The following is a 25,846-nucleotide window of genomic DNA, read 5'->3' as shown; positions in this document are numbered from 1 at the left end:
CTTCCGGCCGGTCCATGTCGTGGCTCGCACGACCCACCGGTCCGGCCGGTGTCGAGCGATCCTGGCCGAAAGCTAGATAGCCGCCGTTACCGGAGCGTTTCGTCGACGAGGTCGGGCAGGCAACGGTGATCGCACCGGGCCGGATGACCGTCCGTGAGAAAGCCGGATGACCGTCCGTGAGAAAGAGAGCGCGTCAGAGCTGTTGCAGGATGCGCAGCGCGCGGCCGACCCGTTGCATGGTCTCCGCGTCGGCGACGTCCACGCACTCGGTGAACCACTTCTTCATCGGGGAGGAGAGCCGGTCGGGCATCACCACCCGGTCCCCCATCTCGACGGCCAGGGGCGAGTCGCGCAGCAGCGCGGTCTCGACGACCTCCGCCACGATCACGATCGGCACCGCGGTCGAGTTGTACACGTCGGAACTGATGATCAGCCCCAGTCGTTCACGGGCGCCGGAGACGCGCCAGACCTCACCCCTACGCAGCACGCGGACGCCCGCCGAAGAGCAGGTCGTCGACCATGCCCACCTCGCGATCGTCGGCGAGGGCGGCGGACTCCAGGTCGATCCCGGCCCGGCCGACGGCGGCGGCGTGCGCCGAGAAGACCTCGCGCAGCGCCTTCTCCCGGGCGGCCTGGTCCATCCAGGCGGACAGGGACAGGCCCTCGCGCTTGGCGAACCGCCGGGCCTCCTCGATCGTCTCGTCCGAGAACGACAGGGTCACCTTGGCAGTCATGCCGACCAGATTACCCAGCGGTGTGACCGACAGTCATCCCTCGTGACGCCGGTCGACAAACCGGTCAGACCGGACTCACGGTCAACCCGGCACCCGGCCGCCGAACACCGCGAACCGCCACGCCTTGAAGAAGCAGTCCACGTCGACCAGGCCCGCCTCGACCAGCCAGGCGCACTGGGCGGCGACGGGCGCCGGCCGGTCGTACGCCATCCGTTCCCGCGCGGCCGCGATCTCCGCGTCGTCCGAGCCGAGCGCGGTGGCCTGGGCGACCCACACCTCGTCGTAGCGCCGGTCCAGCTCCCGCGTCGGGCCGGCGACCTGCTCGGCGTTGACGAACACGCCACCGGGGACGAGCACGGCGGCGGCCCGCCGGTACAGCGCCCGCTTGTCGGCGTCGTCCAGGTGATGGATCGCGAGCGCGCTGACCACGGCGTCGTACCGGCCCGCCGGGATCGGGTCACCCAGGTCGGCGTGGACCGTGCGGTGCGGCACGCCGGCGGCCCGCAGATGGTCCGCGGCGACCGCCAGCATCGCCGGCGCGGCGTCCACGACGGTCACCCGCACCCCGGGCACCGCCGCGGCGACCAGCAGGGAGAGCAGCCCGGTGCCGGCGCCCAGGTCCAGCACCTCGGGGGTACGCCCCGCCGCGAGCGCGGCGCGCAACGGCGGCGCGGCCACCTCGACCGCCGTTGCGTAGAACTGGTCGAAGCAGGGCACCAGCCGGCGTCGGGCCTCGTCGTACCGGCCCGCCACGGCGTCGAACGCCTCCGCCACACTCATCGCCTCTCCCAACTTCTGGGAATTTTTTCTCACATTCTAGACCAAGCCGGCCCGCCCGCTGCCCCGGTGCGGTGTGAGCCGCTCTTGACAGGACCGAAACAAACGGGACCCGGACCGGAAACCCCTCGGCGGCACGCTTCTCGGGCATGACAGACGGTGCGCGACCTGCGACTGCACCGGGGCCCCCGCCCCGGGAGGCGGCGACGCACTGCCCGTACTGCGCCCTGCAGTGCGGCATGACGCTGCGGGAGGAGAACGGCCGGGTGGCGGTGCTGCCCCGGCAGTTCCCCACCAACCGGGGCGGTCTCTGCCAGAAGGGCTGGACCGCCGCCGAACTGCTCGACCACCCCGAGCGGCTCACCAGTCCCCTGCTGCGTGACCCGGCCAGCGGCGAACTACGCCCGGCGACCTGGGACGCCGCCCTCGACCGGGTCGCCGAGGGAATCCGAGGCGTCCAGTCCGGACACGGCCGCGACGCGGTCGCCGTCTTCGGCGGCGGCGGACTCACCAACGAGAAGGCGTACGCGCTGGGCAAATTCGCCCGGGTGGCGCTGCGGACCCGGCACATCGACTACAACGGCCGGTTCTGCATGTCCTCGGCGGCGGCGGCCGGCATGCGCGCGTTCGGCGTCGACCGGGGCCTGCCGTTCCCGCTGTCCGACCTGGGCGGGGCCGACACCCTCCTGCTGGTCGGCGCGAACCCGGCCGAGACGATGCCCCCGCTGGTGCGCTGGCTGACCGAGCAACGCCAGCGCGGCGGGAAGCTGATCGTGGTCGACCCCCGGGTCACCGCCACCGCCCGCCTGGCCGATCTGCACCTGCAACCGCTGCCCGGCACCGACCTGGCGGTGGCGAGCGCGCTGCTGCACATCGCCGTGACCGAGGGCCTGGTCGACAAGGACTACATCGCCGCCCGGACCACCGGCTTCGAGGAGGTCCGCCGGGCCGTGGCCGCGTGGTGGCCGGCGCGCGCCGAGGCGCTCTCCGGGGTGCCGGTGGCGGATCTGGAGGCGACCGCCCGGGCACTGGGCACCGGCGAGCGGGTGGTCATCCTGACCGCGCGCGGCGCCGAGCAGCACGCCAAGGGCGTGGACACGGTCACCGGGTACGTCAACCTCGCGCTCGCTCTCGGCCTGCCGGGCCGGCCCGGCTCCGGGTACGGCTGCCTCACGGGCCAGGGCAACGGGCAGGGCGGCCGGGAGCACGGGCAGAAGGCCGACCAACTCCCCGGGTACCGCCGCATCGACGACCCGGCCGCCCGCGCACACGTCGCCGGGGTGTGGGGCGTACCGGCCGACGACCTGCCCGGGCCCGGGGTGCCCGCGTACCGGCTGCTGGACTCGCTCGGCACCCCGGACGGGCCGAAGGCGCTGCTCGTCTTCGGCTCCAACCCGGTGGTCTCCGCGCCCCGGGCGACCCGGATCGAGGGCCGGCTGCGGGACCTCGACCTGCTGGTGGTGGCCGACTTCCTGCTCTCCGAGACGGCCGCCCTCGCCGACGTGGTGCTGCCGACGGCGCAGTGGGCCGAGGAGGACGGCACGATGACCAATCTGGAGGGCCGGGTGCTGCGCCGCCGCGCGCTGCGGGAGCCCCCGCCCGGCGTCCGCACCGACCTGGCGATCCTCGCCGACCTCACCGCCCGCCTCGCCCAGGTGCAAGGAAGGGACCCTTCGCAGTCACCAGGCGTTAACAAGGGGCCCTTCCTTCCGGCCGAGCCGGCGACGGTGTTCGCGGAGCTGCGGCGGGCATCGGCCGGCGGGATCGCCGACTACGCCGGCATCACCTGGGAGCGGATCGACACGCACGACGGCGCGTACTGGCCCTGCCCGGACCCCGACGGGCCGGACACGCCCCGGCTCTTCGCCGAGCGCTTCCCGACCCCGGACGGACGGGCCCGGTTCCACGCGGTCGAGCACCGGCCCGCCGCCGAGGAGGTCAGCGCGGCCTACCCGCTGCACTTCACCACCGGCCGGGTGCTCGCCCAGTACCAGTCGGGCACCCAGACGCGGCGGGTGCCGGCGCTGAACCGGGCCGCTCCGGAGGCCTTCGTGGAGCTGCACCCGGACCTGGCCGGGCGGCTCGGGGTGACCGACGGCGAGCCGGTCCGGGTGGTCTCCCGCCGGGGCGAGATGGTCGCACCGGCCCGGCTCAGCACGGCGATCCGACCGGACACCGTCTTCGCGCCCTTCCACTGGGGCGGCGCGGCCCGCGCCAACTCGGTCACCAACGACGCCGTCGACCCGGTCTCCGGGATGCCGGAGTTCAAGATCTGCGCCGTGCGAGTCGAGAGGGTGGAGACGCCGTGACCGAACGGATCGTGATCGTCGGGAACGGGATGGCCGGAGCCCGACTCGCGAGCGAACTGCACGCACGCGACGGGGACCGGAAGGTCACCGTGCTCGGGGCGGAGCCGCACCGGGCGTACAACCGGATCATGCTGTCCACGCTGCTGGCGGGGAAGATCGGCGAGCCGGACGTGGAGCTGGCCGAGGTCGCCGGGCAGGGCGTCGACCTGCGAACCGCGGTGACCGTCACGGCGATCGACCGGGCGGACCGCGCGGTCCGCACCCACGACGGCGACCGGATCCCGTACGACCACCTCGTGCTCGCCACCGGCAGCCGGGCCATCGTGCCGCCGCTGCCAGGACTGGACGGCCCGGAACTGCCCGAGCGGGTGGTGCCGTTCCGCACCCTGGACGACTGCCGGCGGATCCTCGCCGTCGCCGCCGGGGCACGCCGCGTCCTCGTGCTCGGCGGCGGGCTGCTCGGGCTGGAGGCGGCCCGCGGGCTCGCCGCCCGGGGACTCGACGTGGCCGTGGTGCACCCCGTGCCGTACCTGATGGAGCGCCAGCTCGACCCGGCCGGCGCCGCGGTGCTCGCGCGGACCCTCGCCGGTCTGGGCGTCACCACCCACCTGTCGGTCCCGGCCACCGCCGTGGCGGCCGACGCCCACGGCGTACGCCTCGACCTCGCCGACGGCCGGTCGCTCGACGCCGACCTGCTGGTGCTCTCCTGCGGGGTGCGCCCCGACACGGCGCTCGCCGCGGCGGCCGGGCTGGCGGTCGAGCGGGGTGTGCTCGTGGACGACCGGCTGCGCACCAGCGACCGGTGCGTCTCGGCGATCGGCGACTGCGCCCAGCACGACGGCGCGCTGACCGGCCTGGTCGCCCCGGCGTGGGCGCAGGCGCGCGTGCTGGCGCAGGTGCTCACCGGCGAGGACCCGCTGGCCCGCTACCGGCCGAGGCCGGTGGTGACCCGGCTCAAGGCGGCCGGCATCGACCTGGCCGCGATGGGCGACCCGGCCGGCGACGGGCCCGGTGAGGAGCTGACCTTCACCGACCCGGCCCGGGGCACGTACGCCCGGCTGCGCATCCACGACGAGCGGCTGACCGCCGCGATCCTGCTCGGCGACAACCCGGCGGTCGGCACGGTCATCCAACTCTTCGACCGGGGGCAGCCGGTCCCCGCGGACCGGCGGTCCCTGCTGCTCGGCCGGGCGTTCGGCGCGGCACCGGCCGAGCCGGCCGCGACGCCGGCGCTGATGCCGGACGCGGTGACGGTCTGCCAGTGCAACAACGTCAGCAAGGGGGCGCTGGTGAGCTGCTGGCGTTCCGGGGCCCGGACGGTCGACGCCGTGGTGGCGGGGACCCGTGCCGGTACGGGCTGCGGCGGCTGCCGGGACGCGGTCGCCGGAATCGTCGAATGGCTGTCCAGCGTGGACTCGGTGGAGGTGGCGCGATGAACGGCGGCAGAGTGCTGGTCGTCGGCAACGGCATGGTCGGGCAGCGGTTCGTGGACGCGTTGCGCGCCCGGGACACGACCGGTCGCTGGCGGGTGACGGTGCTCGCCGAGGAGACCCGGCCGGCGTACGACCGGGTGCGGCTCTCGGCGTTCTTCGACGGGGTGGGCGAGGACGAACTGAACCTGCACACCCCCGACGACGGCGTCGAGTTGCGGCTCGGCGAGCCGGTCACGGCGATCGACCGGGCCCGGCGCGTGGTCACGACGGCGGCCGGGGAGTACCCGTACGACGCGCTGGTGCTGGCCACCGGGTCGTACGCCTTCGTCCCGCCGGTCGAGGGGACGGACCTGCCGGGGGTCTTCGTGTACCGCACGCTGGACGACCTGGCGGCGATCCGCGAGCACGCGCACGGCCGGCGCACCGGCGCCGTGATCGGGGGCGGCCTGCTCGGTCTGGAGGCGGCGAACGCGCTCCGGCTGCTGGGGCTCGCCACCAGCGTGGTGGAGTTCGCGCCGCGGCTGATGCCGGTGCAGGTGGACACCGCCGGCGGCGCGATGCTCCGCCGGTACGTCGAGGAGCTGGACGTGACCTGCCACCTCGGGGTCGCCACCAGCGCCCTGCGCCCCGGCCCGGACGGGTCGGTGGCCGCGCTGGAGCTGAGCGACGGCGGCCGGGTCGACGCCGACCTCGTCGTCGTCGCGGCCGGCATCCGGCCGCGCGACGAGCTGGCCCGGGCCGCCGGCCTGCCGCTCGGGCCCCGGGGCGGGGTGCTCGTCGACGACACGTGCCGGACGGTGGACGAGCGGATCTGGGCGGTCGGCGAGTGCGCGGCGGTCGACGGGACCTGCCACGGCCTGGTCGCGCCGGGTTACGCGATGGCCGAGGTGGTCGCGGACCGGCTGGTCGGTGGCGCGGCGACCTTCCCGGGCGCGGACACCGCGACCAAGCTCAAGCTGCTCGGGGTGGACGTCGCCTCGTTCGGTGACGCGCACGGCACCACCGAGGGCTGCCTCGACGTGACGTTCACCGACCCGGCCACCCGGGTGTACGCGAAGCTGGTCCTCTCCGACGACGCGAGCACGCTGCTCGGCGGGGTGCTGGTCGGCGACGCCGGCGCGTACCCGACGCTGCGGGCGAGTGTGGGCGGCCCGCTGCCCGGCCCGCCGCTGGCGCTGCTCGCGCCGGCCGGGGGCGGCGCCGGGGCGACGACGCTGCCGGGTTCCGCGCAGGTCTGCTCCTGCAACGCGGTGACCCGCGACGACATCGACGCGGCGATCGCGGGTGGCGCCGCCGACGTGCCGGCGCTCAAGGCGTGCACCCGGGCCGGCACCAGCTGCGGCTCGTGCGTACCGATGCTCAAGCAGCTCCTCGACGCCGCCGGGGTGAAGCAGTCCACGGCACTCTGCGAGCACTTCGACGCGAGCCGGCAGGAGCTGTTCGACATCGTCCGGGTACGCGGCATCCGTACCTTCTCCCGGCTGATCGCCGAACACGGCCGGGGGCGTGGCTGTGACATCTGCAAGCCGGCGGTGGCGTCGATCCTCGCCTCCCTCGGCAGCGGGCACATCCTCGACGGGGAGCAGGCGTCGCTCCAGGACACCAACGACCACTTCCTGGCCAACCTGCAACGCGACGGCAGCTACTCGGTGGTGCCACGGATCCCCGGCGGCGAGATCACCCCGGAGAAGCTGATCGTGATCGGCGAGGTGGCCCGGGACTTCCAGCTCTACACGAAGATCACCGGTGGGCAGCGGATCGACCTGTTCGGCGCGCGGGTCGAGCAGCTGCCGCAGATCTGGCGGCGGCTGGTCGACGCCGGCTTCGAGTCCGGCCACGCGTACGGCAAGGCGCTGCGCACGGTGAAGTCGTGCGTCGGGTCGACCTGGTGCCGGTACGGGGTGCAGGACTCGGTCGGACTGGCCATCGCGCTGGAGCTGCGCTACCGGGGTCTGCGCGCCCCACACAAGATCAAGTCCGCGGTGTCCGGCTGTGCCCGGGAGTGCGCCGAGGCCCGCAGCAAGGACTTCGGCATCATCGCCACCGAGACCGGATGGAACCTCTACGTCGGCGGCAACGGCGGTTTCCGGCCCCGGCACGCCGACCTGTTCGCCAGCGACCTCACCACGGCCGAGCTCGTCACCCTGATCGACCGGTTCCTCATGTTCTACATCCGCACGGCGGACCGGCTGCAACGCACCGCCGCCTGGATCGAGGCGATGGACGGCGGGCTGGACCACCTCCGCGCGGTCATCGTCGACGACTCCCTCGGCGTCTGCGCCGAACTGGACGAGGCGATGGCCCGGCACGTCGCCTCGTACTCGGACGAGTGGCGGGACGTCCTCGACGACCCCGTACGGCTGCGCCGGTTCACCTCCTTCGTCAACGCGCCCGACGTGCCCGATCCCTCGATCCGGTTCACCTCGGAACGCGGCCAACCGGTGCCCGCCCCCGCCACGGCGGCCGGCGAACGGCAGCCGGTGGCGCTCGGGATGCCGGAGGTGCGGCGATGAGCACGGCGACGAGCACGGCGACGCTCACCTGGACCGCGGTCTGCCCGCTGGACCGCCTGGACCCGGACCGGGGCGTGGCGGCACTGGTCGACGGCGTGCAGATCGCGCTGTTCCGCACCGCCGACGGCCTGTTCGCCATCGACAACCTCGACCCGGTCTCCGGGGCGTACGTGCTCTCCCGCGGGATCGTCGGCAGCCGGGGTGGCGTGCCGACGGTGGCGTCCCCGCTGCACAAGCAGGTGTACGACCTGAGTACCGGGCGCTGCCTGGACCTGCCCGGGGTCACCGTCCGGTCGCACGAGGTGCGCTGCCGCGACGGCCTGGTCGAGGTGCGGCTGAGAGGTGGTGGGTGAATGCGCGACGAACTGGCCGGCTTCACCATCGGGGTGACCGCCGACCGGCGACGGGACGAACTGGCGGCGCTGCTCCAGCGGCGGGGTGCGCGGGTGGTCCTCGCCCCCGCCCTGCGGATCGTCCCGCTGGCCGACGACACCGAGCTGCGCGAGGCGACCCGGGCCTGCCTGGACCGGCCGCCGGACATCCTGATGGCCAACACCGGCATCGGAATGCGCGGCTGGCTGGAGGCGGCCGAGGGCTGGGGGCTGGCCGAGCCGCTGCGGTCGGTCCTCGGCGAGGCGTACGTGGTGGCACGCGGCCCCAAGGCGCGGGGCGCGATCCGCGCCGCCGGCCTGCACGACCAGTGGTCCCCGGCCTCGGAGAGCTGTGACGAGGTGGTCGACCACCTGCGCCGGCGCGGCGTGGCGGGGCAGGTGATCGCCATGCAGCTGCACGGCGAGCGGCAGCCCGAGTGCACGATGGCGCTGGAGGCCGCCGGGGCGACCGTGATCGAGGTTCCGGTCTACCGCTGGGCGCCGCCCACCGACCCGGCGCCGCTGCACCGGCTGATCGACCTGGTCGCCGGCCGGCTCGTCGACGCGGTGACGTTCACCTCCGCTCCGGCCGCCGAGGCGCTGCTCCGCGCCGCCGGGGACCGCACCGACGCGGTGCTCGACGCCTTCCGCGGCGACGTGCTGGCCAGTTGCGTGGGCGCGGTGACCGCGGAGCCGTTCCTGCGACGCGGGGTCCCGGTCAGCGCGCCGCACCGGGCGCGGCTCGGTGCCCTGGTCCGAACCATCGTCGACGAACTGCCCCAGCGTACGGTCACCCTGAAGGCCGCCGGCCACCTGCTCACCCTGCGCGGGCACGCGGCCCTGGTCGACGGGGACCTGCGCCCGCTGGCGCCGGCCCCGATGGCGGTGCTGCGGGCGCTGGCGGCCGCCCCGGGGCGCGTCCTGTCCCGGACCGCCCTGCTGCGGACGCTGCCGCGCGGCGCGGACGAGCACGCGGTGGAGATGGCGGTGGCGCGACTCCGCGCCGGCCTGAAGGCCCCAAGGGTCGTCCAGACGGTAGTGAAACGGGGCTACCGCCTCCGCGTGGACTGACGTGGAAGGAAGGGCCCCCTCTTAACGCCTGCGGTAGAGGAAGGGGCCCCTCTTAACACCACCACCGGGCCGCCGCCGGGCCGCCGCCGGGCCGCCGCCGGGCCGCCGCCGGGCCGCCGCCGGGCCGCCGGGCCGGGCCGTCAGCCGACCGGGGCCGGGTAGCCCCGGTCGTGCTCGGCCTGCAGGCGCGTCATGGCGTGCTCGACGACGGTCACCAGCACCTGCTTGACGGCGTCCCGGTGCCGGGCGTCGGTCATGACCAGCGGCACGTCCGCCGGGATGGCGAGCGCCTCCCGCACCTCGTCTAGTTCGTACTCGGGGGCGCCGTCGAACTTGTTGAGCGCCACCACGTACGGCAGGTTGCGGTTCTCGAAGTAGTCCAGCGGCGCGAACGCGTCGGTGATGCGGCGGGTGTCCACCAGGACCGCCGCGCCCACCGCGCCCCGGATGATCTCGTCCCACATGAACCAGAACCGGGTCTGGCCCGGCGTGCCGAACAGGTACAGGATCAGGTCCTGTGCCATCGTGATCCGGCCGAAGTCCATGGCGACCGTGGTGGTCTCCTTGCCGGGCACCTTGGACGGGTCGTCGATGCCGACGCCGGCCGCCGTCATGACCGCCTCGGTGGTCAACGGGGTGATCTCCGAGATGGCGCCGACCAGCGTCGTCTTGCCGACGCCGAAGCCACCCGCGATGACGATCTTCGCGGAGATGATCTCCCGGCTGCGGCTCGCCCCGGCGGGGTCATAGTTCGCGAAGTCCACTTAGCACCCTTCCAAGCAGGTTCATCCGCTCCTCGTACCCCACGGCGGGAGCGGCGGTGTGTAGCGTCAGCAGGCCCTCGGCCACCATGTCGGCGACCAGCACCCGGGTGACGCCCAGCGGCATCCGGGTGTACGCGGCGATCTCCGCCAGCGACTGCGCCCGGCCCTCGCAGACCGTCGCGATGCGGTGCTTGTCGTGCCCCGCGAAGCGGGACTCGGCGACCGCTGTGGCGCTCGCGGACAGCACCGCCTCCAGGGCGATGTCCTGCCGCGGCTCGGTCCGGCCCCGGGTGACCGCGTAGGGGCGTACCAGCTCGCCACGCGGGTCCGCACGCCGGTGATCCATCCGCGGTCACCTCCCCTCTGCCGGTCCGGAGCCCTCCGGCACCGGATCACCTGTCCCAGGTCGGCGCGGGCGAGCGCCGCGCCCCGGGCTACGAACGCACCGCGTCCCGCGGCAGCGGCACCAGTGCGGCGCCGACCCGTTCCACCAGGAGCGCCATCTCGTACCCCACCTGGCCGACGTCGCAGCTGCGGGCCGCGAGCACGGCCATCGACGAACCGTCACTGATCGACATCAGGAACAGGTAACCGCTGTCCATCTCGATGACTGTCTGAAGCACCCCGCCGGCGCTGAACATCCGGGCCGCGCCCTCGGTCAGGCTCACCACACCGGAGGTGATCGCCGCGAGCTGGTCCGCCCGGTCCGCAGGCAGGTCCCGGGAGGAGGCGAGCAGCAGCCCGTCGGCGGACACCGCCACCACGTGGGCGATGCCCGCCACGCTGTCGGCGAAGTTGGTGAGCAGCCAACCCATGTCCTGCATGGCAGCTGGCCTGTTCATCGGCTCGTCTCCTTGGTCGAGGTGCTGTTCAGATCCGTGCCGGCCGCCCGCCCGCGCTGCACACCGCGGTGGTAGGCCGACAGGAGACCACGTACGTCGTCCGGCGTCCGCCGGGTGCGTTCCTGGGTACGGGGCTCGATGCCCCCGGGAACGAGCTGCGCCTGCGGCCTCCGCTTCGGCAGGCCGGAGCGGGTGGTGCCGTCGGTGGCCGGCTCGGCGGCCCGGCCGGCCCGGGACCAGCCCTCGTCGGCCGCGGTCCGCCACGCGTCCGCGTCGGCCGCCGGCGCGGCCGCGGGCGGCTCCGTGGCCGCCGTCGCGGCGGCGGCGGCCGGCCGACCGGCCGTCGCGGCGGGCGGGGCGTACGACGGCGGTGGCGGCTGCGCGGGCGGTGGCGGCTGCGCGGGCGGCGCCGCCGACGTGCCGGGCACCCGGGTGGGCAGCTTCGGCCGGGCCGGTGTCTCCTCCGCCGCCGGACGGTCCGTGGCCGGCGTGGCCGGCGGGCCGAAGTCCGGCCGGGCGAAGATGGCGGTGGCGTCGTTGCCGTGCGACCGGAACCAGACCGCCTCCATCTCCCGGAAGATCGGGGCCTCCGCCGGGAGGTCGACCGGTGGCGTGATCGGCGGGGTCGGTGCCAGCGACGCGGTGGCCGCCAGCCCCGCGCCGAGCCCGCCGCCGAACCCGCCGCCGGTCGACCCGCTGCCGGGGGCGGCACCGGTCGCGGCGCCCGTACCGACGGCGGGGAAGGCCCCCGTGGCGGTCGTGGCGGGGGTGTCCGCGGCGGGGCGGCGGGGCAGCGGGTCCAGCGTCGCGTACGCGGCCGTCGGCGCACCCGTGGCGAGGCCACCGGCGAACGCCGGCTGCACCGGGGCGACCGTGGGCTGCGCCCCCGTCCGGCCGCCCGCCTGGACCGGCGAGGTGGTGTCGCGAGCCTGCTCCGGCGCCTGCCACAGCGCCGGTGGCGCCTGGTCGGTGCGCCAGGGGTCCGGGAGGGTGGCGGTCCGCGTCGCGCCGGCCAGCGGTTCGCCGAGGCCGACCGGGGTGAGCGGGGTCTGCTCCACGGCCAGCGGCTGGCGCGGCCGGGCGATCGGCTCCCGTCCCCGGGTGGGCAGAACCACCGTGGTCGTCGGCAGGGTCACCTGGGCGACGGTGCCGCCCTCGACGTTGCGGCGCAGCTCGACCCGGATGCCGTAGCGGGCGGCGAGCCGGCTCACCACCGCCAGACCCATCAGCCGGAACGCCGCGACGTCGACGGTCGGCGGCTCGGCGAGCCGCCGGTTGAGCGAGTCCAGTTGCTCCTCGGACAGGCCGAGGCCGCGGTCCTCGACCTGGATCAGCACGTAGTCGCGGATCCGCCGCGCGTCGGCGACCACCGTCGTGTTCGGCGGGGAGAAGCGGGTGGCGTTGTCGAGCAGTTCGGCGACTAGCCGGACGACGTCGTTGACCGCGTGCGCGGCCACCGAGACGTCGGTGTCGACCGTGCCGAACTCGATCCGGTTGTACAGCTCCACCTCGGACTGCGCGGCGCGCAGCACGTCGACCAGCAGGGCGTCCTCCCGGCGCGGGACGGCCGAGTCGGCACCCGCGAGGACCAGCAGGTTCTCGTCGTTGCGGCGCATCCGGGTCGCCAGGTGGTCCAGCTCGAAGAGCCGCGCCAGCCGCTTCGGGTCCTCCTCGCTGCGCTCGATCGCGTCCAGTTCGCCGATCATGCGGTCGACCAGCGTCTGGCTCCGACGGGCCAGGTTGAGGAACATCGCCGAGACGCTCGTCCGCAGCGCGGCCTGCTCGGCGGCGACCCGGACCGCCTCCCGGTGGACCACGTTGAAGGCGAGCGCGACCTGGCCGACCTCGTCGCGGTTGGCGAGCTTGATCGGGTCGTGTACCTGTCGGACGATCTCGTCGACACCGCCGTCGCCGACGGTCTCCATGCTCTGGAGCCGGCGCACCGCGTCGGGCAGGTCGTGGTTGGCCACCGCGAGGGCGCCCTCCCGCAGCCGGTGCAGCGAGTGGTTCAGCGAACGCGCCAGCACCACGGCGAGGGTGACCGCGATGAGGAGCGTGAGGAGCACCAGCAGCGACTCGACCACGGCCTGCCGGAGAACGTCCGCGCGGGCCTGCTCGACCTGGGTCAGCAGCTCGTCCTGGAGCCGGATCTCGGCCCACCGCATGAGGTCGTTGACCGCGCCGATCGCGGCGCTCGCGTCGCGGGCGGTGACCAGGGGCCGCTGCCCGACCGAGCGGGTGATGTCGGAGGCGACCCGGTCGGCCAGCGTCACCGCGTCGCCGGAGACGGTGCTGTCCACCAGTGCGCGCTGCGTCGGGTCGGCCGCCAGGGAGAAGGCGAGCAGCGCCTCCTGCTGGCTGGTCAGGGTCGCCACGAAGGAGGAGAACTGCTCCTCGTCGATCCGGCCGGCGCTCAGCGCGGTGTAGGCGACCGACTCCTCCTCGGCGACGGCGGCCTTGGCGCGGGCGAAGGCGGCGACCGCACGACGGGCGTCCGCCAGCCGCTCCTCGCCGGGCAGTTGGGCCAGGCCGTCGCCGTACGCGACCAGGTCGGTCAGGATGACGCCGTACCGCAGCGACGCCTCGGCGACAACCATCTGCCGGCGGTCCAGCACCTGCTGCCGGGTCGCGTCGAGGGTTTCCAGGTGGTCGTCGATGGCCGCCAGGCGGTCGCGGACCGCGGCCGGCGCCGCGCCGACGCGCTCGCGCTCCTCCCGGTAGGCCTTCACCCGCTCGTCGGTGCTGCGCACCCGCAGGTTGTACGCGTCGGCGCGCTGCTCGGGCGCCGCGAGGTAGGCGGACGCGGCCATCCGCTCGGCGTGCAGGTCCTGGGCGAGCGCGGAGACGTCGACGGAGAGCTCGGTGAGCGCCTCGGCGCGGGAGGCGTCGTACGCGTCCGCGCCGACGGCGACCAGGCGGACCGCGGCCAGCGCGATGACCGCGGCGACCGGCACGACCAGGATCAGCGCCAGCTTGGACCGGATCCGGGCGTCGCGGAGCCGGGGCAGGCGGCGGCGACTCGACCGGTCACGGTCGCCGCCTGCGGGCAGGGTCGTCGGTCCGGTGCTCACGACATCGCCTCCGTCGTTTCTTCCACGCCTGACCCGCCGACCCGTGCCTGGTGCAGCGGAGAGCCCACGCGCGGCACGGCCGCGATTTCATCAGACGGGATGTGGTTTGGGAAGCCGCAGTGAGGCAGGAAACGGTCGGACGGCACCGAACAGGCACTCGACTCCCTCGCTGACGCCAGTGTCCCGACGCTCTGAACAGGCATTGTTGACGGTGAGTGGCGACACATGCCGGATCGGTGAGCGTTTGCAAAATTTGTGTTACCTCAACATGTGGGATCGGCGTCCCGAAAAGCCTCTCCACCGCCCGCTTGACCGCAGCGCCCGACATTGGCAAGGTTTTGCAGGCTTTCGCGCTCACCGTACGGCACGACAGATCCGTCCTCCACTGAGGATGGTCGATTCCGGCGGTGCCCGGGCCGCGCCCACGTCCACCTGGAGGACAACGTTGAGCCCCATCCGCTCCGCGACCGTCGCGGCGCTCGCCTCGGCCGTCCTGGCCACCACGCTCACCGCCTGCCAGTTCGGCGGTGAGGAGCGGGACACCAGCCCCATCGTCATCGCCGCGGACCTCGAACTCTCCGGGGCGTCCGCAACCGTCGGCAAGGCGTACCAGCGAGCCCTGGAACTGAAGGTCGAGCAACTGAACTCCTCGGGCGCGCTGGACGGCCGGCGCGTCGAACTCACGGTCAAGGACAATCGCTCCGACGCGAGCGAATCGTTGCGCAACATCAACGATTTCGGTGCTGACCCGCGGGTCAGCGCGATCATCATGGGCGGCTGCAACGAATGCGCGGTCGGCGCCGTGCGCACCATCGACGAAAAGCGGGTGCCCACCATCGCGCTGGCCCCCTCCGGCGCCGTCACCAACCCGGTCGGCCAGCGCCGGTACGTGTTCAAGCTGGCCCCGAACGCCGCCGACAACGCCGCCGCCCTCACCGGTGAACTGCGGCGCGGCGGTGCCCGCGAGGTCGGCCTGCTGCACAGCGACGACGACTACGGCCGGGAGGGGCTCGCGGCGCTCCAGCGCGAGTTCGCCAAGGCCGGCGTGAAGGTACGCCGGGTGGAGCAGGTCCGTGCCACCGACACCGACGTCGCCCGCCAGGTCGGCGCGGTCACCACCGGCAAGCCCGACGCCCTGGTGCTCTGGACGCCCCCGGAGCAGGCGAGCCTCGCCGCCGTGGCGGCCCAGGCGGCCGGCTTCCGCGGCTCGCTCTACCTGGACGCCTCGGCCGCCGGGGACCTCTTCCTCGGCACGGCGGCACGGGCCACCGAACGCGCCACCCTGGTGTTCACGCAGACCATGGTGATCGACGACGTCATCGCCACCACGCCGGCGAAGGCGGCCCGGCGGCAGTGGTTCCAGGACTACACCGCCCGGTTCGGCGGCTACCACGGCTCGTCCTCGTTCGCCGCGGACGCCGTCCAGCTGATCGCCGACGCCGCGGTGCGCGCGGGCGGCGAGCCCGGCGCGGTCAACCGGGACGGCATCCGCGACGTGCTGGAGACGTCCCAGTTGGACGGTCTGTCGGGACCCATCCGGATGACCCCGGACAACCACTCCGGCCTGATGCCGCAGGCGTTGACCACCCTGGTCGCGCGGAACGGCCGCTGGCGGCTGGCCGGCTGACCGCCGCCGTACGGGCGCTGCCGCTCGCCGGCCGGGCCGCGGCGTCCGCGCGGCATCGCCTCACCGGGCCCACACGGGTCCGCTCAGCGGGCCGGTGAGTCGATGCCCACCGGCCCGCTCAGCGGGCCGTGGTGGCGCGTACCCAGGGCAGGGCGAGGCGCTCGACGAGGGAGAGCGCCGAGTAGAGCGCGATGCTCATCGCGGCGATCAGCACGATCGCGGCCCACGCGGTCGCGGTGTCCCCCACGCCGTTGTACTGCAGGATCTGGTACCCCAGACCCGGCTTGTCGGAGTAGAACTCGCCGATCACCGCACCGATCGCGGCGAGCGGCATCGCCACCTTCAACCCGACGAATACCTGCGGCAGGGCGGCCGGGAAGCGCACCTTGCGGAACGACTGCCACCACGAGGCGTTCAACGACCGGGCCAGCTCGGCCAGGTCCGCCGGGGTGGTGGTGAGACCGGTCGCGGTGGAGAGCACGATCGGGAAGAAGCAGAGCAGGAACACCATGGTGAGGATCGGCTTCTCACCCCAGCCGACCGACACCACCAGCAGCGGGCCGAGCGCGATCTTCGGCACCGCGTTGACCGCCACGAGCAGCGGGGCGAACATCCGCTCGGCGCGCCGGGAGGCGGCCAGGGTCATCCCGATCAGCACCCCCGCCACGGTCGAGATCAGGAAGCCGAGCACCGTCATCATGGTGGTGATGCCGAGGGCCGGCAGCAGCACCTCACTGGACCGGGTCAGGGAGTCCCAGACGGTCTGCGGCGGTGGCAGCGACGCGGGGTGCACGAGGCCGAGCCCCGAGGTGACCAGCCACCAGAAACCCAGCGCGATCACCAGCCCCAGCAGCGGCAGACCGGCGTTCGCCGGCTGCGTACGGTGCCACCGGCCGGCGACCGCCGGTGTGGCGGGGACCGTCGGTGTGGCGGGGACCGTCGGTGTGGCGGGGACCGTCGTCGGGGGCGCGTCGGCGGCCTCCTCCGGCGGTCGCCGCTCGGGCCGGGTACCGGTCGCCTCGGTCACGGGAACCTCCTGTTCTGCCGGCTGGCCGCCGGCACGCGGCGGGGGGTGCGGCCCCGGACGCCGTCCCGTGGGCCGCACCCCCCGACCGGTCGGCGGTCAGGCCTTCGGCGCGAGGCTGAAGTCGATGATCTGGTCGGGCGTGAGGTTCTGCTTGAGCGCACCGGCGCCCTGGAGGATCGCGATGCTCTTGGCGACCCGGCCGCTGTCCAGCGTGCCGAGCTGGGTGCCGGTGTTGCTGGACCGGACGTAACCGGCCATCAGCTCCAGCTCGGCCTTGGCGGCCGCCGGCACGGCGGCCGGCACGTTCTTCTTCAGGATGTCGGCCGCCTCCTGCGGGTTGGCCAGGGCGTACTCCAGGCCCTTCAGCAGGGCGCCGGCGAACCGCTTGACCATCTCCGGGTCCTCCTTGGCGATCTTGGAGGAGGTGATCAGCACGTTGCCGTAGAGGTCCTGCATCACGTTGCTGTACGGCAGCAGGACCGCCTTCTTCTTGGTGACGGTCTCGATCGTGGGCTGGCCGACGACGAACTGCCCGATGCCGTCCACCGCGCCGGAGGCCAGGGTGCCCATGAGCGTCTGGGCCTCACCGTTGACCCAGGTCACCTTGCTCGCGTCGACGCCGGCCATCTTCGCGTACGTCGGGAAGAGGTTGCGGACCACGGAGCCGGGGGTGTCGGCGAGCTTCTTGCCCTCCAGGTCCTTCGGCGAGGCGATGTTCTTGCCCTCGACGGTGGCGATGGCGGCCATGGTTCGCTGCTGGATCGCGGCCACCGCGACGAAGTCCTTGGCCTGGCCGTTGCCGAGCTGGAGCAGGCCGCCGGTCAGGTCGATCGGACCGAACTGCGCCTGGCCGCCGACGATCGTCTGGATGACGCTGCCGGTGCCCTGGCCCGGCTTGATCTCGACGTCGAAGCCGGCGTCGCGGAAGAAGCCCTTGTCCTTCGCCACCCAGGCGTAGGAGTCCCGGCCGAAGTTGCCGAACGACGTGAGGTACGTCACCTTCTCCACGGAACCGCCGTCGCCGCCCTTGGCGTCCTCGGTGGAGTCCGAGCCGCTGCTGCAGGCCGCGACGAACGCGAGGGCGGCAGCCATCGAGGCCGCGGCGACCGTACGGGTCAGCCTTCTCATCAGTGCACCTTGTCCTTTCCGACCGGGGCCGGCGGGCCTCCGGAGGGGTTGTCTGGCGGTGCCGGCGGGAGGGGGGTGGCCGACACCACCGTCGTGAGGGGACTCTTCGCGGGCACAGCGTACGAGAATTCCACCTTTGCGACGCCAGGCGTATCGGGTTGCGAAACGGAAACGGCCTGACGTCCAACCCGGACGGTGCGATTGAGGCACGAGACGGATACTCTGTCCCGCGGATTGCTGACCGCCGACTCAGGGAGGCCCGCGGGATGATCCGTCTGTCCGGCGTATCCCGCACCTTCGACGGCCGTTCCGGCCGGGTGGAGGCCCTGCGCGGCATCGACCTCGAAGTCACCGAGGGCGAGTTCGTCGCCGTCGTCGGCCGTTCCGGCTGCGGCAAGTCCACCCTGCTGCGGCTGGTCGCCGGCCTGCTGCCGGTCACCGCCGGGGAGGTCACGGTCGGCGGCACCCCGATCAGCCGCCCCCGCCGGGACGTCGCCATGCTGTTCCAGCGGCCGGCGCTGCTGCCGTGGCGCACCGTGCTCGACAACGTCCTGCTCCCGGTCGAGATCTTCGGCTGGAAACGGGCGAAGCACCGCGACCGGGCCCGGCAACTGCTGGAGCTGGCCGGCCTGGCCGGCTTCGAGAAGCGGCTGCCGCACGAGCTCTCCGGCGGGATGCAGCAACGGGTGGCGTTGTGCCGCTCCCTCATCGGTGAGCCGCGGGTCATGCTCATGGACGAGCCGTTCTCCGCACTGGACGCGCTCACCCGGGAGGAGCTCTCCGGTGAGCTGCAGCGGGTGCACATGGAGACGTCCGCGACGGTCGTCTTCGTCACCCACTCGATCGACGAGGCCGTCCTGCTCGCCGACCGGGTGGTGGTGCTCAGCCCCCGCCCCGGCCGCATCCGCAGCGTCGTCGACGTGGCCGTCCCCCGGCCGCGCACCCTCGGCCGCAACGCGCACCTGGCCGACGTCGCCCAGGTCAGCGCCGACCTGCACGAGCTGCTGATGGAGAAGGACATGCCGGCCCCGGCGGAGGACCGATGACGATGCGGGTGTCCCTGTTCACCGAGCCGCACCGGGGAGCGAGCTACGACGACCAGCTCCGGTTCGCGCGCCGGGCCGAGGACTGCGGGTACGAGGGCTTCCTCCGCGCCGACCACTACCGGGCGATGGGTGACGAACCCGCGCTCCCCGGCCCCACCGACGCCTGGCTGACGCTGGCCGCCCTGGCCCGGGAGACCAGCCGGATCCGGCTCGGCACGCTGGTCACCTCGGCGACGTTCCGGCTGCCCGGGCCGCTGGCCGTGATGGTGGCCCAGGTGGACCAGATGAGCGGCGGCCGGGTCGAGCTGGGCATCGGCGCCGGGTGGTACGAACGCGAGCACACCGCGTACGGCATCCCGTTCCCCGGCGTCGCCGAGCGCTTCGACCGGCTCGCCGAACAGCTGGAGATCGTCACCGGGCTGTGGCGCACCCCGGCGGACGAGACGTTCAGCTACACCGGCGCCCACTACCGTCTGGTCGACGCTCCGGCGCTGCCGAAGCCGGTGCAGGTGGCCGGCCCACCGGTGATCGTGGGCGGGCGCGGCCCGAAGCGCACCCCCGAGCTGGCCGCCCGGTACGCCGACGAGTTCAACATGCCGTTCACCTCGGTGTCCCAGACGGCCGCCGCGTACGAGCGGGTCCGCGAGGCGTGCGAGCAGACCGGACGCGCCGAGTCCGGCCGGCCGCCGCTGGCGTTCTCCGCCGGGATCGTGGTGGCGATCGGACGCACCGACGCCGAGGCCCGGCACCGGGCCGCGCCCCTGCACGTGCCGAGCGCCCTTCCGCCGGAGGACCCGGTGGTCGGCTCGCCCGCGCAGCTCGTCGACCGCATCGGCGAGTTCGCCGCGATCGGCGCCGGCCGCGTGCACCTGCGCCTGATCGACCTCGCCGACCTCGACCACCTGGAACTCATCGCCGCCGAGGTGCTTCCCCAACTGGACGGACTCCGATGACCGACACCGACCTCGACCTCGGCCCGGTGGGCCAGGAGATCGTGTACGAGAACGACCGGGTCCGGGTCTGGCACATCAAGCTGGAGCCGGGCGAACGGCAGCCGCTGCACCGGCACGACCACCCGTACCTGGTGGTGGCCATCCAGGGCGCGAAGAACGTGGTGCAGACCGTCGACGGCACCCGCATCGACGCCGACGAGCCGACCGGCGGCGTCGTCTACCGGGACCCCGGGGCGGTGCACATGCTCACCAACGTGGGCGGCACGACGTACCTGGCCCGGCTGGTCGAACTCAAGTAGACCTGCCGCCGGCAGGGCTGCCGGGCCGCACGGCGTGCCGGTGGCGATCGGGCGCACCGGACCGTAACGTGCCGGACATGGCCAATCGGACCTTGGGCAGACTGCTGCTCACGGCGCTCGGCGTGAGCCTGCTGGCCGGAGCCGGCCAGCTCGGCGTCGCGTTCGGCTTCGGCGTCGTACGGCTCACCGGCGTCTTCACCGGCGGCACCGTCAACCAGTGGCCGGCCCAGCTCGCCTGGGTCGGCTGGTTCGCGGCGAACGCCGCCGTCATCGGTGCGGTACTCACCGAACGCCTGGCCCGCCGGGACGGGCCGCTGACCGGCACCGCGCGGCAACTCGCCGTCGCGGGCGCCGCCGCGCTGGGCGCCACGGTCGTCGCACCGCTCTGCATGCAGCCGGCCCGGGCCGCCGAACTGATCTCCATGGACCCGGTCTGGGCAGTCGCCATCTGCGCGATCCTCGGCGCGGGGGCCGGCGCGGGCGCCGCGCTCGCCGTCCTGGTCCGGCCACCGCTGGGCTGGAACATGGCACTGGTCGCCGGCGTCGTCTGGCTGCTGGCCCTGGTCTCGGTCACCCCGTCGCTCACCGCCACCGGCCCGTTGACCACCGTCCGCCTCGGGGTGCTGGAGCCGGCGTGGCTCGGCACCGCGGCGGCGCAGCGCCTGGCGCTGCTGGTCCTGCCTTTGGTGGCGCTCCTGGCGGGGGCGACCACCGGCGCCCTCGCCCGCTGGCGCGGACATCCCGCGCTGATCGGCGGTCTGACCGGGGTGGCCGGGCCGGCCCTGCTGGCGTTCGCCTACCTCACCGCCGGCCCCGGTGGTGGCGTCGACCGTTACCAGACCACGCCGTACTACGGCGCCCTGCTCGCCGTGGCCGCGGGCGCGCTCGGCTCGGCCGCCGCCGCCCTGCTGCGCTGGCCGCTCGTGGAGCGCCCGGCGGCGGTGAGCGCGGACACGCCGGCCGCCCGCGCGATCGAGCCCACCGACATCCTGCGGCCGCTGCCGGCCGGTCCGCCCCTGCCCGGAACCGCGGCGACCGCACCGTCCGCCGGTACGGCGGGCGACGCCGGTCACCAGATCGACGACGCCCGTACGCCGGCCGGCGGCGGAGATGCTCCGGGCACCGGGCGGGGTGGACGGGCACCGGAGACGCCGGGCGGTCCCACCCCGGCCCACTGGGACTGGCCCACCCCGGGTCGAACCTCCTCCGCCGCCGCAGCAACCGCCCCGTCGACGCCGGCAGCCGCCCCGCCGGCGCCGACAACCGCCCCGTCGACGCCGACAACCGCCCCGCCGGCGCCGGCGGCCGTCGTGTCCGGGCCCTCAGCCCGGCCCCCGGCACCCCCAGCGCCGGCAGGCCCGCCGACGGAGCGTGCCCGGCCAGCCGGGCCGGCGGGCAGCGCAGCGAAGCCCGCGACGGGCGCTGCTGACACGGCCGCACCGGCGGGCGCGGCAACCGAGCCGGCAACCGGTGCGGCTGACGCGGCCGGGCCGGCCACACCGGCGGCGGCCACACCGGCCGGGCCGACAGCGGATGCGGCCGGCGCCGCAGGGCCGGCCACGCCTCAGGACGAAGCAGCCCGCCCGGCGAGGTCGGCGGACGGAGCAGGCCGGCCCGCCAGGGCAACGGACGACACGGCCGGGCCGGTCGTGCCGGCGGGGAATCCGCCGCGAACCGGAGGCCGGGCGAAGGCCGCGGACCGGGCGGCGCCGGCGGCGGTGCCGGACGCGGCTCCGGCAAAGGGCGAGACGGCACCCCGGCCACGCCGTGGTCGCCGGACGAAGGCCACGCCGGCAAAGGCGGCCGCTGCCGCATCCCCGACCGCCGACGAGCCGGCAGTCGCCGACCAACCCCCCACCCGACCCGCAAACACCCCGCAGTCGGCCACCGACCGCAGCGGCCCGGCACCGGCCGCTGCGCGTGGCCCCGTACCGTCCGGGCCCCCTCCCACGCCACCGACCCCCGCCGTTCCGGCCCGTCCGGCGCCCACCCAGGTGGGGCCGGACCCGTCGTCCCGCCCCGATCCCACGCCGGTCACGCCGCCCCGCCCGACCCCCACCCCGGTCGGGCCGGAGCCGTTCGCCGCGTTACCGGCGCCGGCGCAACCGGCGCCGCGCCCGGTCACCCCGGATCCGTTCACCCCGCCAGCGCCCGGGTCCGCCCGTGCTGGCGACGGCCGGACGGCCGAGACGGCTCCCCGGCCCCGGCACCGGGCTCCCCTGCCGGACCTGACCAGCTCCGACACCTGGGACGCCTTCCCCACGGCCCGGCGCCCCGACCCGACGGAGACCCGTCCGGTGGCGAGCCAGCCGGCAGCGACCGGTGGTGACGCGTCGCCGGCAGCCGCCGCCGGTCCGGTGAGCCCGGCGACCGGAGGGGACTCCACAGCGTCCGTGGCCGACCGGCTGGCCGCCGCGTTCGCGGGCGGCGACAACCGCCCGGCGGGCGCCTCGTCACCGGCGACCGGGCAGGTCGCCGGCGCCCCCGCGGCCGATCCCGCCGAGGGGCGACCGGAGCCGAAGCGGCGCGGCCTGTTCCGGCGCAACCGGTCGCGGGCCGACCAGGCCGACGCCTCGTCGGACGCGGAGCCGCTGGCGGCGCAGGACGAGGAGTTCGTGGACTGGGTCGCCGGGCTGGGCAAGCCGCTGCCGGACAACGAGCCGGAGCAGGAGAGCGGCCGCCGCTCCCTACGCTCGACCGGCCGCCACCACCGCGACTGACACACCCGCCTGCCCTCCTTTGCTCTGCTTCAACCCACGCAACAGATTCCGCGTGATGTCGTTGCGCCCGTTGAAGCAGAGCAAAGGGGCGGGATGCACTGCCCGCCCGCCGTCCGGCCGACGGGCAGGCAGGCGGGCGGGCAGTGCGGTCAGGCCAGGGGCAGGTAGACGCGGCTACCGGAGGCCACGAACTCGTCGGACTTGTCCTTCATGCCGCGGGCCGCGTACTCCTTGAGCTCCTGCGTGATCTTCATGGAGCAGAACTTCGGCCCGCACATCGAGCAGAAGTGGGCCGTCTTCGCCGGCTCGGCCGGGAGCGTGGCGTCGTGGTACGCGCGCGCGGTCTCCGGGTCCAGCGAGAGGTTGAACTGGTCCTCCCACCGGAACTCGAAGCGCGCCTTGGACAGCGCGTCGTCCCACGCCTGCGCGCCGGGGTGCCCCTTGGCCAGGTCCGCCGCGTGCGCCGCGATCTTGTACGCGATCACGCCGGCCTTCACGTCGTCCCGGTCCGGCAGGCCGAGGTGCTCCTTCGGGGTGACGTAGCAGAGCATCGCCGTGCCGAACATGCCGATCATCGCCGCACCGATGGCCGAGGTGATGTGGTCGTACGCGGGTGCGATGTCCGTGGTCAACGGCCCGAGGGTGTAGAACGGCGCTTCGTGGCACCACTCCTGCTGGAGGTCCACGTTCTCCTTGATCTTGTGCATCGGCACGTGGCCCGGGCCCTCGATCATCACCTGGACGTCGTGCTCCCACGCGACCTTCGTCAGCTCGCCGAGCGTGCGCAGCTCGGCGAACTGCGCCTCGTCGTTGGCGTCCGCGATCGAGCCGGGCCGCAGGCCGTCGCCGAGCGAGAACGTCACGTCGTAGCGGGCCAGGATCTCGCACAGCTCCCGGAAGTTGGTGTAGAGGAAGTTCTCCTGGTGGTGCGCCAGGCACCAGGCCGCCATGATCGAGCCGCCCCGGGACACGATGCCGGTCACCCGGCCGACCGCGAGGGGCACGTACGGCAGCAGCACACCCGCGTGCACCGTCATGTAGTCGACGCCCTGCTCGGCCTGCTCGACGATCGTCTCCCGGAACACCTCCCAGCTCAGCTTCACCGGGTCACCGCCGACCTTCTCCAGCGCCTGGTAGATCGGGACCGTGCCGATCGGCACCGGCGAGTTCCGCACGATCGCCTCGCGCGTCTCGTGGATCCGCTTGCCGGTCGACAGGTCCATCACGGTGTCCGCGCCCCAGCGCGTCGCCCAGGTCAGCTTCTCCACCTCCTCGGCGATGGACGAGGTCACCGCGGACGTGCCGATGTTGGCGTTGACCTTGACCAGGAAGGCCTTGCCGATGATCGCCGGCTCGCACTCCGGGTGGTTGACGTTCAACGGCAGGACCGCCCGGCCGGCCGCGATCTCGTCGCGCACGAACTCCGGGGCCACGCCCTCCCGGATCGCCACGAACTCCATCTCCGGCGTGACGATGCCCGCCCGGGCGTACGCGAGCTGCGTCGGCCGCTTGCCGTCCACCCCGGCGAGCGGGGTGCCCGCACCCCGGGCGGGCGCCACATCCCCGCGCGACGCGATCCACGGCCCGCGCAGCGGCGGTAGCCCGACCTCGGGGTCCGAACCCGGCCCGGACGTGTCGTAGAGCCGTACCGGCGGGTTGTCACCGGTGAGGTCGACCTCGGCGAACGGCACCCGGATGTCCGGCCGCGAACCCTCGACGTAGACCTTGCGACGTGCCTGCATGACAGCCTCCCTGTCGCTCAAGCGGACCAGCCGAAGTGGTCCAGCGGGCCGTGTCCCGCACCCAGCTCCCAGTCCCGGGCACCGGTCAGCGCCCGGGTGACGTACTCCTTGGCGGTGGCGACGGCCGCCGGCACCGGCTCGCCCAGGGCGAGCCGGACGGCGACCGCCGCCGAGAACGAACATCCGGTCCCGTGGTTGTGCCGGGTCCGCACCCGGGGCGCGCGGAGCAGGGTGGTGACGCCGCCGCCGTGCAGCACGTCGACGGCCTCGCCGTCCGCGTCCAGGTCGCCGCCGGTGACCACGACGTGCTCCGGGCCGCCGGCCGCGAGGGCCTCCGCGGCGGCCACCATCTCCTCGACCGTGGACACCGGACGTCCGGTGATGGCCGCGGCCTCCGCGCAGTTCGGCGTCGCCACCTTCGCGTACGGCAGCAGCCGCTCCACCGCCGCGACCACACCCAGCGCGTGGCCACTCGTCGCGACCAGCACCGGGTCGACGACGAGGTGCGGCAGCCGCCCGTCCTTCGCCGCGTCGGCGACCACGTCGGCGATCGCCGGGGCGCCCAGCATGCCGGTCTTGACCGCCCGGACGGTGAAGTCGGCGAGCACACTGCCCAACTGGTCGGCGACCGTGCGCGGCGGCAGCGGCAGGACGGCGTCGACACCCCGGGTGTTCTGCGCGGTGACGGCCGTGAGGACGCTGGTGCCGTACGCCCCGAGCGCGGCGAAGACCTTCAGGTCGGCCTGGATGCCGGCGCCGCCGCCGGAGTCGGAGCCGGCGATGGTGAGGACTGTCGTTGGCGTCACGGCTCTCCCCCTGCTTGTCGAGCGGCTTGGTCGAAGGCGTTGGTGAGGGCGCCCGCTGCCTCTGCCGGGTCCGCTGAACGCATGACGGCACCCAGCACCGCCACGCCCGCCGCTCCCGCCTGGACGCAGGCGCGCACCTGCTCTGCCGTCTCGATGCCGCCGAGGGCCAGGACCGGCACGGGGCACGCTCCGGTCAGCGTGCGCAGGCCCTGGGGGTGGAGGGGTGGGCCGTAGCCGGGTTTGGTCCGCGTGGGGTAGACGGGTGAGAGGGTGGCGTAGTCCTCGGTGGTGAGTCGGGCGAGCTCGGTGCGGTCATGGCAGGAGCGGCCGACCAGACCGAGACGCGGCGGCGGGTACGGGCCGGCGGCGGGCAGGTGCACGGCGTCCCCGTCGAGCGGGTCCGGGCCGGCGACGACCAGGGTGCCGCCCACCGGCGCGAGGACGGCGCGCAGGTCGGCCGCGAGCGCGGCACGGTCGGGGCGGGGCAGGTCCTTCTCCCGCAGCACCACCCACCGCACTCCCCCGGCCACCGCGCCCGACACCACGTCGACGAGCGGCCGCCGCGCCACCCGCCGATCGGTGAGCAGCACGACGCCGGCCGGCACGCTGAAGA

At 74.3% G+C, this 25,846-nt stretch carries 22 protein-coding genes; 10 read left to right on the top strand and 12 right to left on the bottom strand.

Annotation, left to right across the window (positions count from 1 at the left end; translation table 11 throughout):
• Positions 1–193 precede the first annotated feature (193 nt).
• The 3 genes from ACN26Y_RS11460 to ACN26Y_RS11450 all read right to left on the bottom strand — a co-directional run bounded on the left by ACN26Y_RS11460 (position 194) and on the right by ACN26Y_RS11450 (position 1,514).
• On the bottom strand, positions 194–487 hold the full coding sequence (locus tag ACN26Y_RS11460) for a type II toxin-antitoxin system PemK/MazF family toxin (protein WP_155330273.1): 294 nt from the start codon (positions 485–487) through the stop codon (positions 194–196).
• A complete protein-coding gene (locus tag ACN26Y_RS11455; RefSeq protein WP_155330272.1) occupies positions 477–734 on the bottom strand; it encodes a DUF6364 family protein in 258 nt (85 codons plus the stop codon). Before ACN26Y_RS11455 ends, ACN26Y_RS11460 begins: the two co-directional genes overlap by 11 nt.
• Before the next feature lie 81 nt (positions 735–815).
• Positions 816–1,514: a class I SAM-dependent methyltransferase gene (locus ACN26Y_RS11450; protein ID WP_422734695.1), complete on the bottom strand. Its 699-nt coding sequence runs from the start codon at positions 1,512–1,514 to the stop codon at positions 816–818.
• Positions 1,515–1,750: 236 nt separating this feature from the next.
• Here ACN26Y_RS11450 and ACN26Y_RS11445 point away from each other — a divergent pair, with 236 nt between their 5' ends.
• From ACN26Y_RS11445 to ACN26Y_RS11425, 5 genes are read left to right on the top strand one after another with little or no spacing between them, the layout of a single operon-like run.
• Positions 1,751–3,820: a molybdopterin oxidoreductase family protein gene (locus ACN26Y_RS11445; RefSeq protein ID WP_422734694.1), complete on the top strand. Its 2,070-nt coding sequence runs from the start codon at positions 1,751–1,753 to the stop codon at positions 3,818–3,820.
• Positions 3,817–5,256 (top strand): FAD-dependent oxidoreductase, encoded by a 1,440-nt coding sequence (locus ACN26Y_RS11440; RefSeq protein WP_155330269.1) that lies wholly within the window; start codon positions 3,817–3,819, stop codon positions 5,254–5,256. Before ACN26Y_RS11445 ends, ACN26Y_RS11440 begins: the two co-directional genes overlap by 4 nt.
• A complete protein-coding gene (nirB, locus tag ACN26Y_RS11435) occupies positions 5,253–7,766 on the top strand; it encodes a nitrite reductase large subunit NirB (protein WP_155330268.1) in 2,514 nt (837 codons plus the stop codon). Before ACN26Y_RS11440 ends, nirB begins: the two co-directional genes overlap by 4 nt.
• Positions 7,763–8,119: a nitrite reductase small subunit NirD gene (gene nirD / locus ACN26Y_RS11430; protein ID WP_155330267.1), complete on the top strand. Its 357-nt coding sequence runs from the start codon at positions 7,763–7,765 to the stop codon at positions 8,117–8,119. Before nirB ends, nirD begins: the two co-directional genes overlap by 4 nt.
• Positions 8,120–9,208 carry a uroporphyrinogen-III synthase gene (locus tag ACN26Y_RS11425; RefSeq protein ID WP_155330266.1) on the top strand — a complete coding sequence of 363 codons (1,089 nt, stop codon included), beginning with the start codon at positions 8,120–8,122 and terminating at the stop codon, positions 9,206–9,208.
• Between the two features lie 140 nt (positions 9,209–9,348).
• On the opposite strand, the gene ACN26Y_RS11420 is transcribed toward ACN26Y_RS11425, so the two are convergent.
• The 4 genes from ACN26Y_RS11420 to ACN26Y_RS11405 form a co-directional block, all read right to left on the bottom strand.
• Positions 9,349–9,972, bottom strand: coding sequence for a GTP-binding protein (locus ACN26Y_RS11420; protein WP_155330265.1), 624 nt, complete (start codon positions 9,970–9,972; stop codon positions 9,349–9,351).
• Positions 9,953–10,318, bottom strand: a complete 366-nt coding sequence (locus tag ACN26Y_RS11415) for a DUF742 domain-containing protein (protein WP_155330264.1) — start codon at positions 10,316–10,318, stop codon at positions 9,953–9,955. The genes ACN26Y_RS11420 and ACN26Y_RS11415 overlap by 20 nt, the downstream gene beginning before the upstream one ends.
• Positions 10,319–10,406: 88 nt before the next feature.
• Entirely contained in the window at positions 10,407–10,814 is a 408-nt protein-coding gene (locus ACN26Y_RS11410) for a roadblock/LC7 domain-containing protein (protein WP_030329975.1), read from the bottom strand.
• The gene (locus ACN26Y_RS11405; RefSeq protein WP_422734693.1) at positions 10,811–13,885 is read right to left on the bottom strand and encodes a nitrate- and nitrite sensing domain-containing protein; all 3,075 of its coding nucleotides are present in this window, start codon (positions 13,883–13,885) and stop codon (positions 10,811–10,813) included. Before ACN26Y_RS11405 ends, ACN26Y_RS11410 begins: the two co-directional genes overlap by 4 nt.
• A gap of 445 nt (positions 13,886–14,330) precedes the next feature.
• Here ACN26Y_RS11405 and ACN26Y_RS11400 point away from each other — a divergent pair, with 445 nt between their 5' ends.
• Positions 14,331–15,512, top strand: a complete 1,182-nt coding sequence (locus tag ACN26Y_RS11400; protein WP_155330262.1) for an ABC transporter substrate-binding protein — start codon at positions 14,331–14,333, stop codon at positions 15,510–15,512.
• A gap of 118 nt (positions 15,513–15,630) precedes the next feature.
• Here the strand turns inward: ACN26Y_RS11400 and ACN26Y_RS11395 are convergent, their stop codons facing one another.
• Positions 15,631–16,539, bottom strand: a complete 909-nt coding sequence (locus tag ACN26Y_RS11395) for an ABC transporter permease (RefSeq protein ID WP_422734692.1) — start codon at positions 16,537–16,539, stop codon at positions 15,631–15,633.
• Positions 16,540–16,635: 96 nt separating this feature from the next.
• Positions 16,636–17,667 (bottom strand): ABC transporter substrate-binding protein, encoded by a 1,032-nt coding sequence (locus ACN26Y_RS11390; protein ID WP_155330260.1) that lies wholly within the window; start codon positions 17,665–17,667, stop codon positions 16,636–16,638.
• A 266-nt stretch (positions 17,668–17,933) separates the two neighbouring features.
• Between ACN26Y_RS11390 and ACN26Y_RS11385 the strand changes: the two genes are divergently transcribed.
• The 4 genes from ACN26Y_RS11385 to ACN26Y_RS11370 all read left to right on the top strand — a co-directional run bounded on the left by ACN26Y_RS11385 (position 17,934) and on the right by ACN26Y_RS11370 (position 22,685).
• On the top strand, positions 17,934–18,713 hold the full coding sequence (locus ACN26Y_RS11385) for an ABC transporter ATP-binding protein (protein WP_155330259.1): 780 nt from the start codon (positions 17,934–17,936) through the stop codon (positions 18,711–18,713).
• A gap of 2 nt (positions 18,714–18,715) precedes the next feature.
• Complete coding sequence (locus tag ACN26Y_RS11380; RefSeq protein ID WP_155334036.1) at positions 18,716–19,666, top strand: LLM class F420-dependent oxidoreductase; 951 nt, start codon at positions 18,716–18,718, stop codon at positions 19,664–19,666.
• The gene (locus ACN26Y_RS11375) at positions 19,663–19,965 is read left to right on the top strand and encodes a cupin (protein ID WP_155330258.1); all 303 of its coding nucleotides are present in this window, start codon (positions 19,663–19,665) and stop codon (positions 19,963–19,965) included. The genes ACN26Y_RS11380 and ACN26Y_RS11375 overlap by 4 nt, the downstream gene beginning before the upstream one ends.
• 77 nt (positions 19,966–20,042) lie before the next feature.
• Positions 20,043–22,685 (top strand): hypothetical protein, encoded by a 2,643-nt coding sequence (locus ACN26Y_RS11370; protein ID WP_155330257.1) that lies wholly within the window; start codon positions 20,043–20,045, stop codon positions 22,683–22,685.
• Between the two features lie 149 nt (positions 22,686–22,834).
• Here the strand turns inward: ACN26Y_RS11370 and thiC are convergent, their stop codons facing one another.
• The 3 genes from thiC to ACN26Y_RS11355 are packed head-to-tail and all read right to left on the bottom strand — an operon-like array spanning position 22,835 to position 25,838.
• Positions 22,835–24,427, bottom strand: coding sequence for a phosphomethylpyrimidine synthase ThiC (gene thiC / locus ACN26Y_RS11365; RefSeq protein WP_366598261.1), 1,593 nt, complete (start codon positions 24,425–24,427; stop codon positions 22,835–22,837).
• 17 nt (positions 24,428–24,444) lie between these two features.
• Complete coding sequence (gene thiD, locus ACN26Y_RS11360) at positions 24,445–25,233, bottom strand: bifunctional hydroxymethylpyrimidine kinase/phosphomethylpyrimidine kinase (RefSeq protein WP_422734691.1); 789 nt, start codon at positions 25,231–25,233, stop codon at positions 24,445–24,447.
• On the bottom strand, positions 25,230–25,838 hold the full coding sequence (locus tag ACN26Y_RS11355) for a thiamine phosphate synthase (RefSeq protein ID WP_230688959.1): 609 nt from the start codon (positions 25,836–25,838) through the stop codon (positions 25,230–25,232). Before ACN26Y_RS11355 ends, thiD begins: the two co-directional genes overlap by 4 nt.
• Positions 25,839–25,846: the final 8 nt, after the last annotated feature.

This window comes from Micromonospora sp. WMMD558 (assembly GCF_049315255.1).
Lineage (GTDB): Bacteria > Actinomycetota > Actinomycetes > Mycobacteriales > Micromonosporaceae > Micromonospora.
The sequence above is the reverse complement of the archived record's forward strand: the minus strand, read 5'-3'. Positions and strand labels throughout refer to the sequence as shown.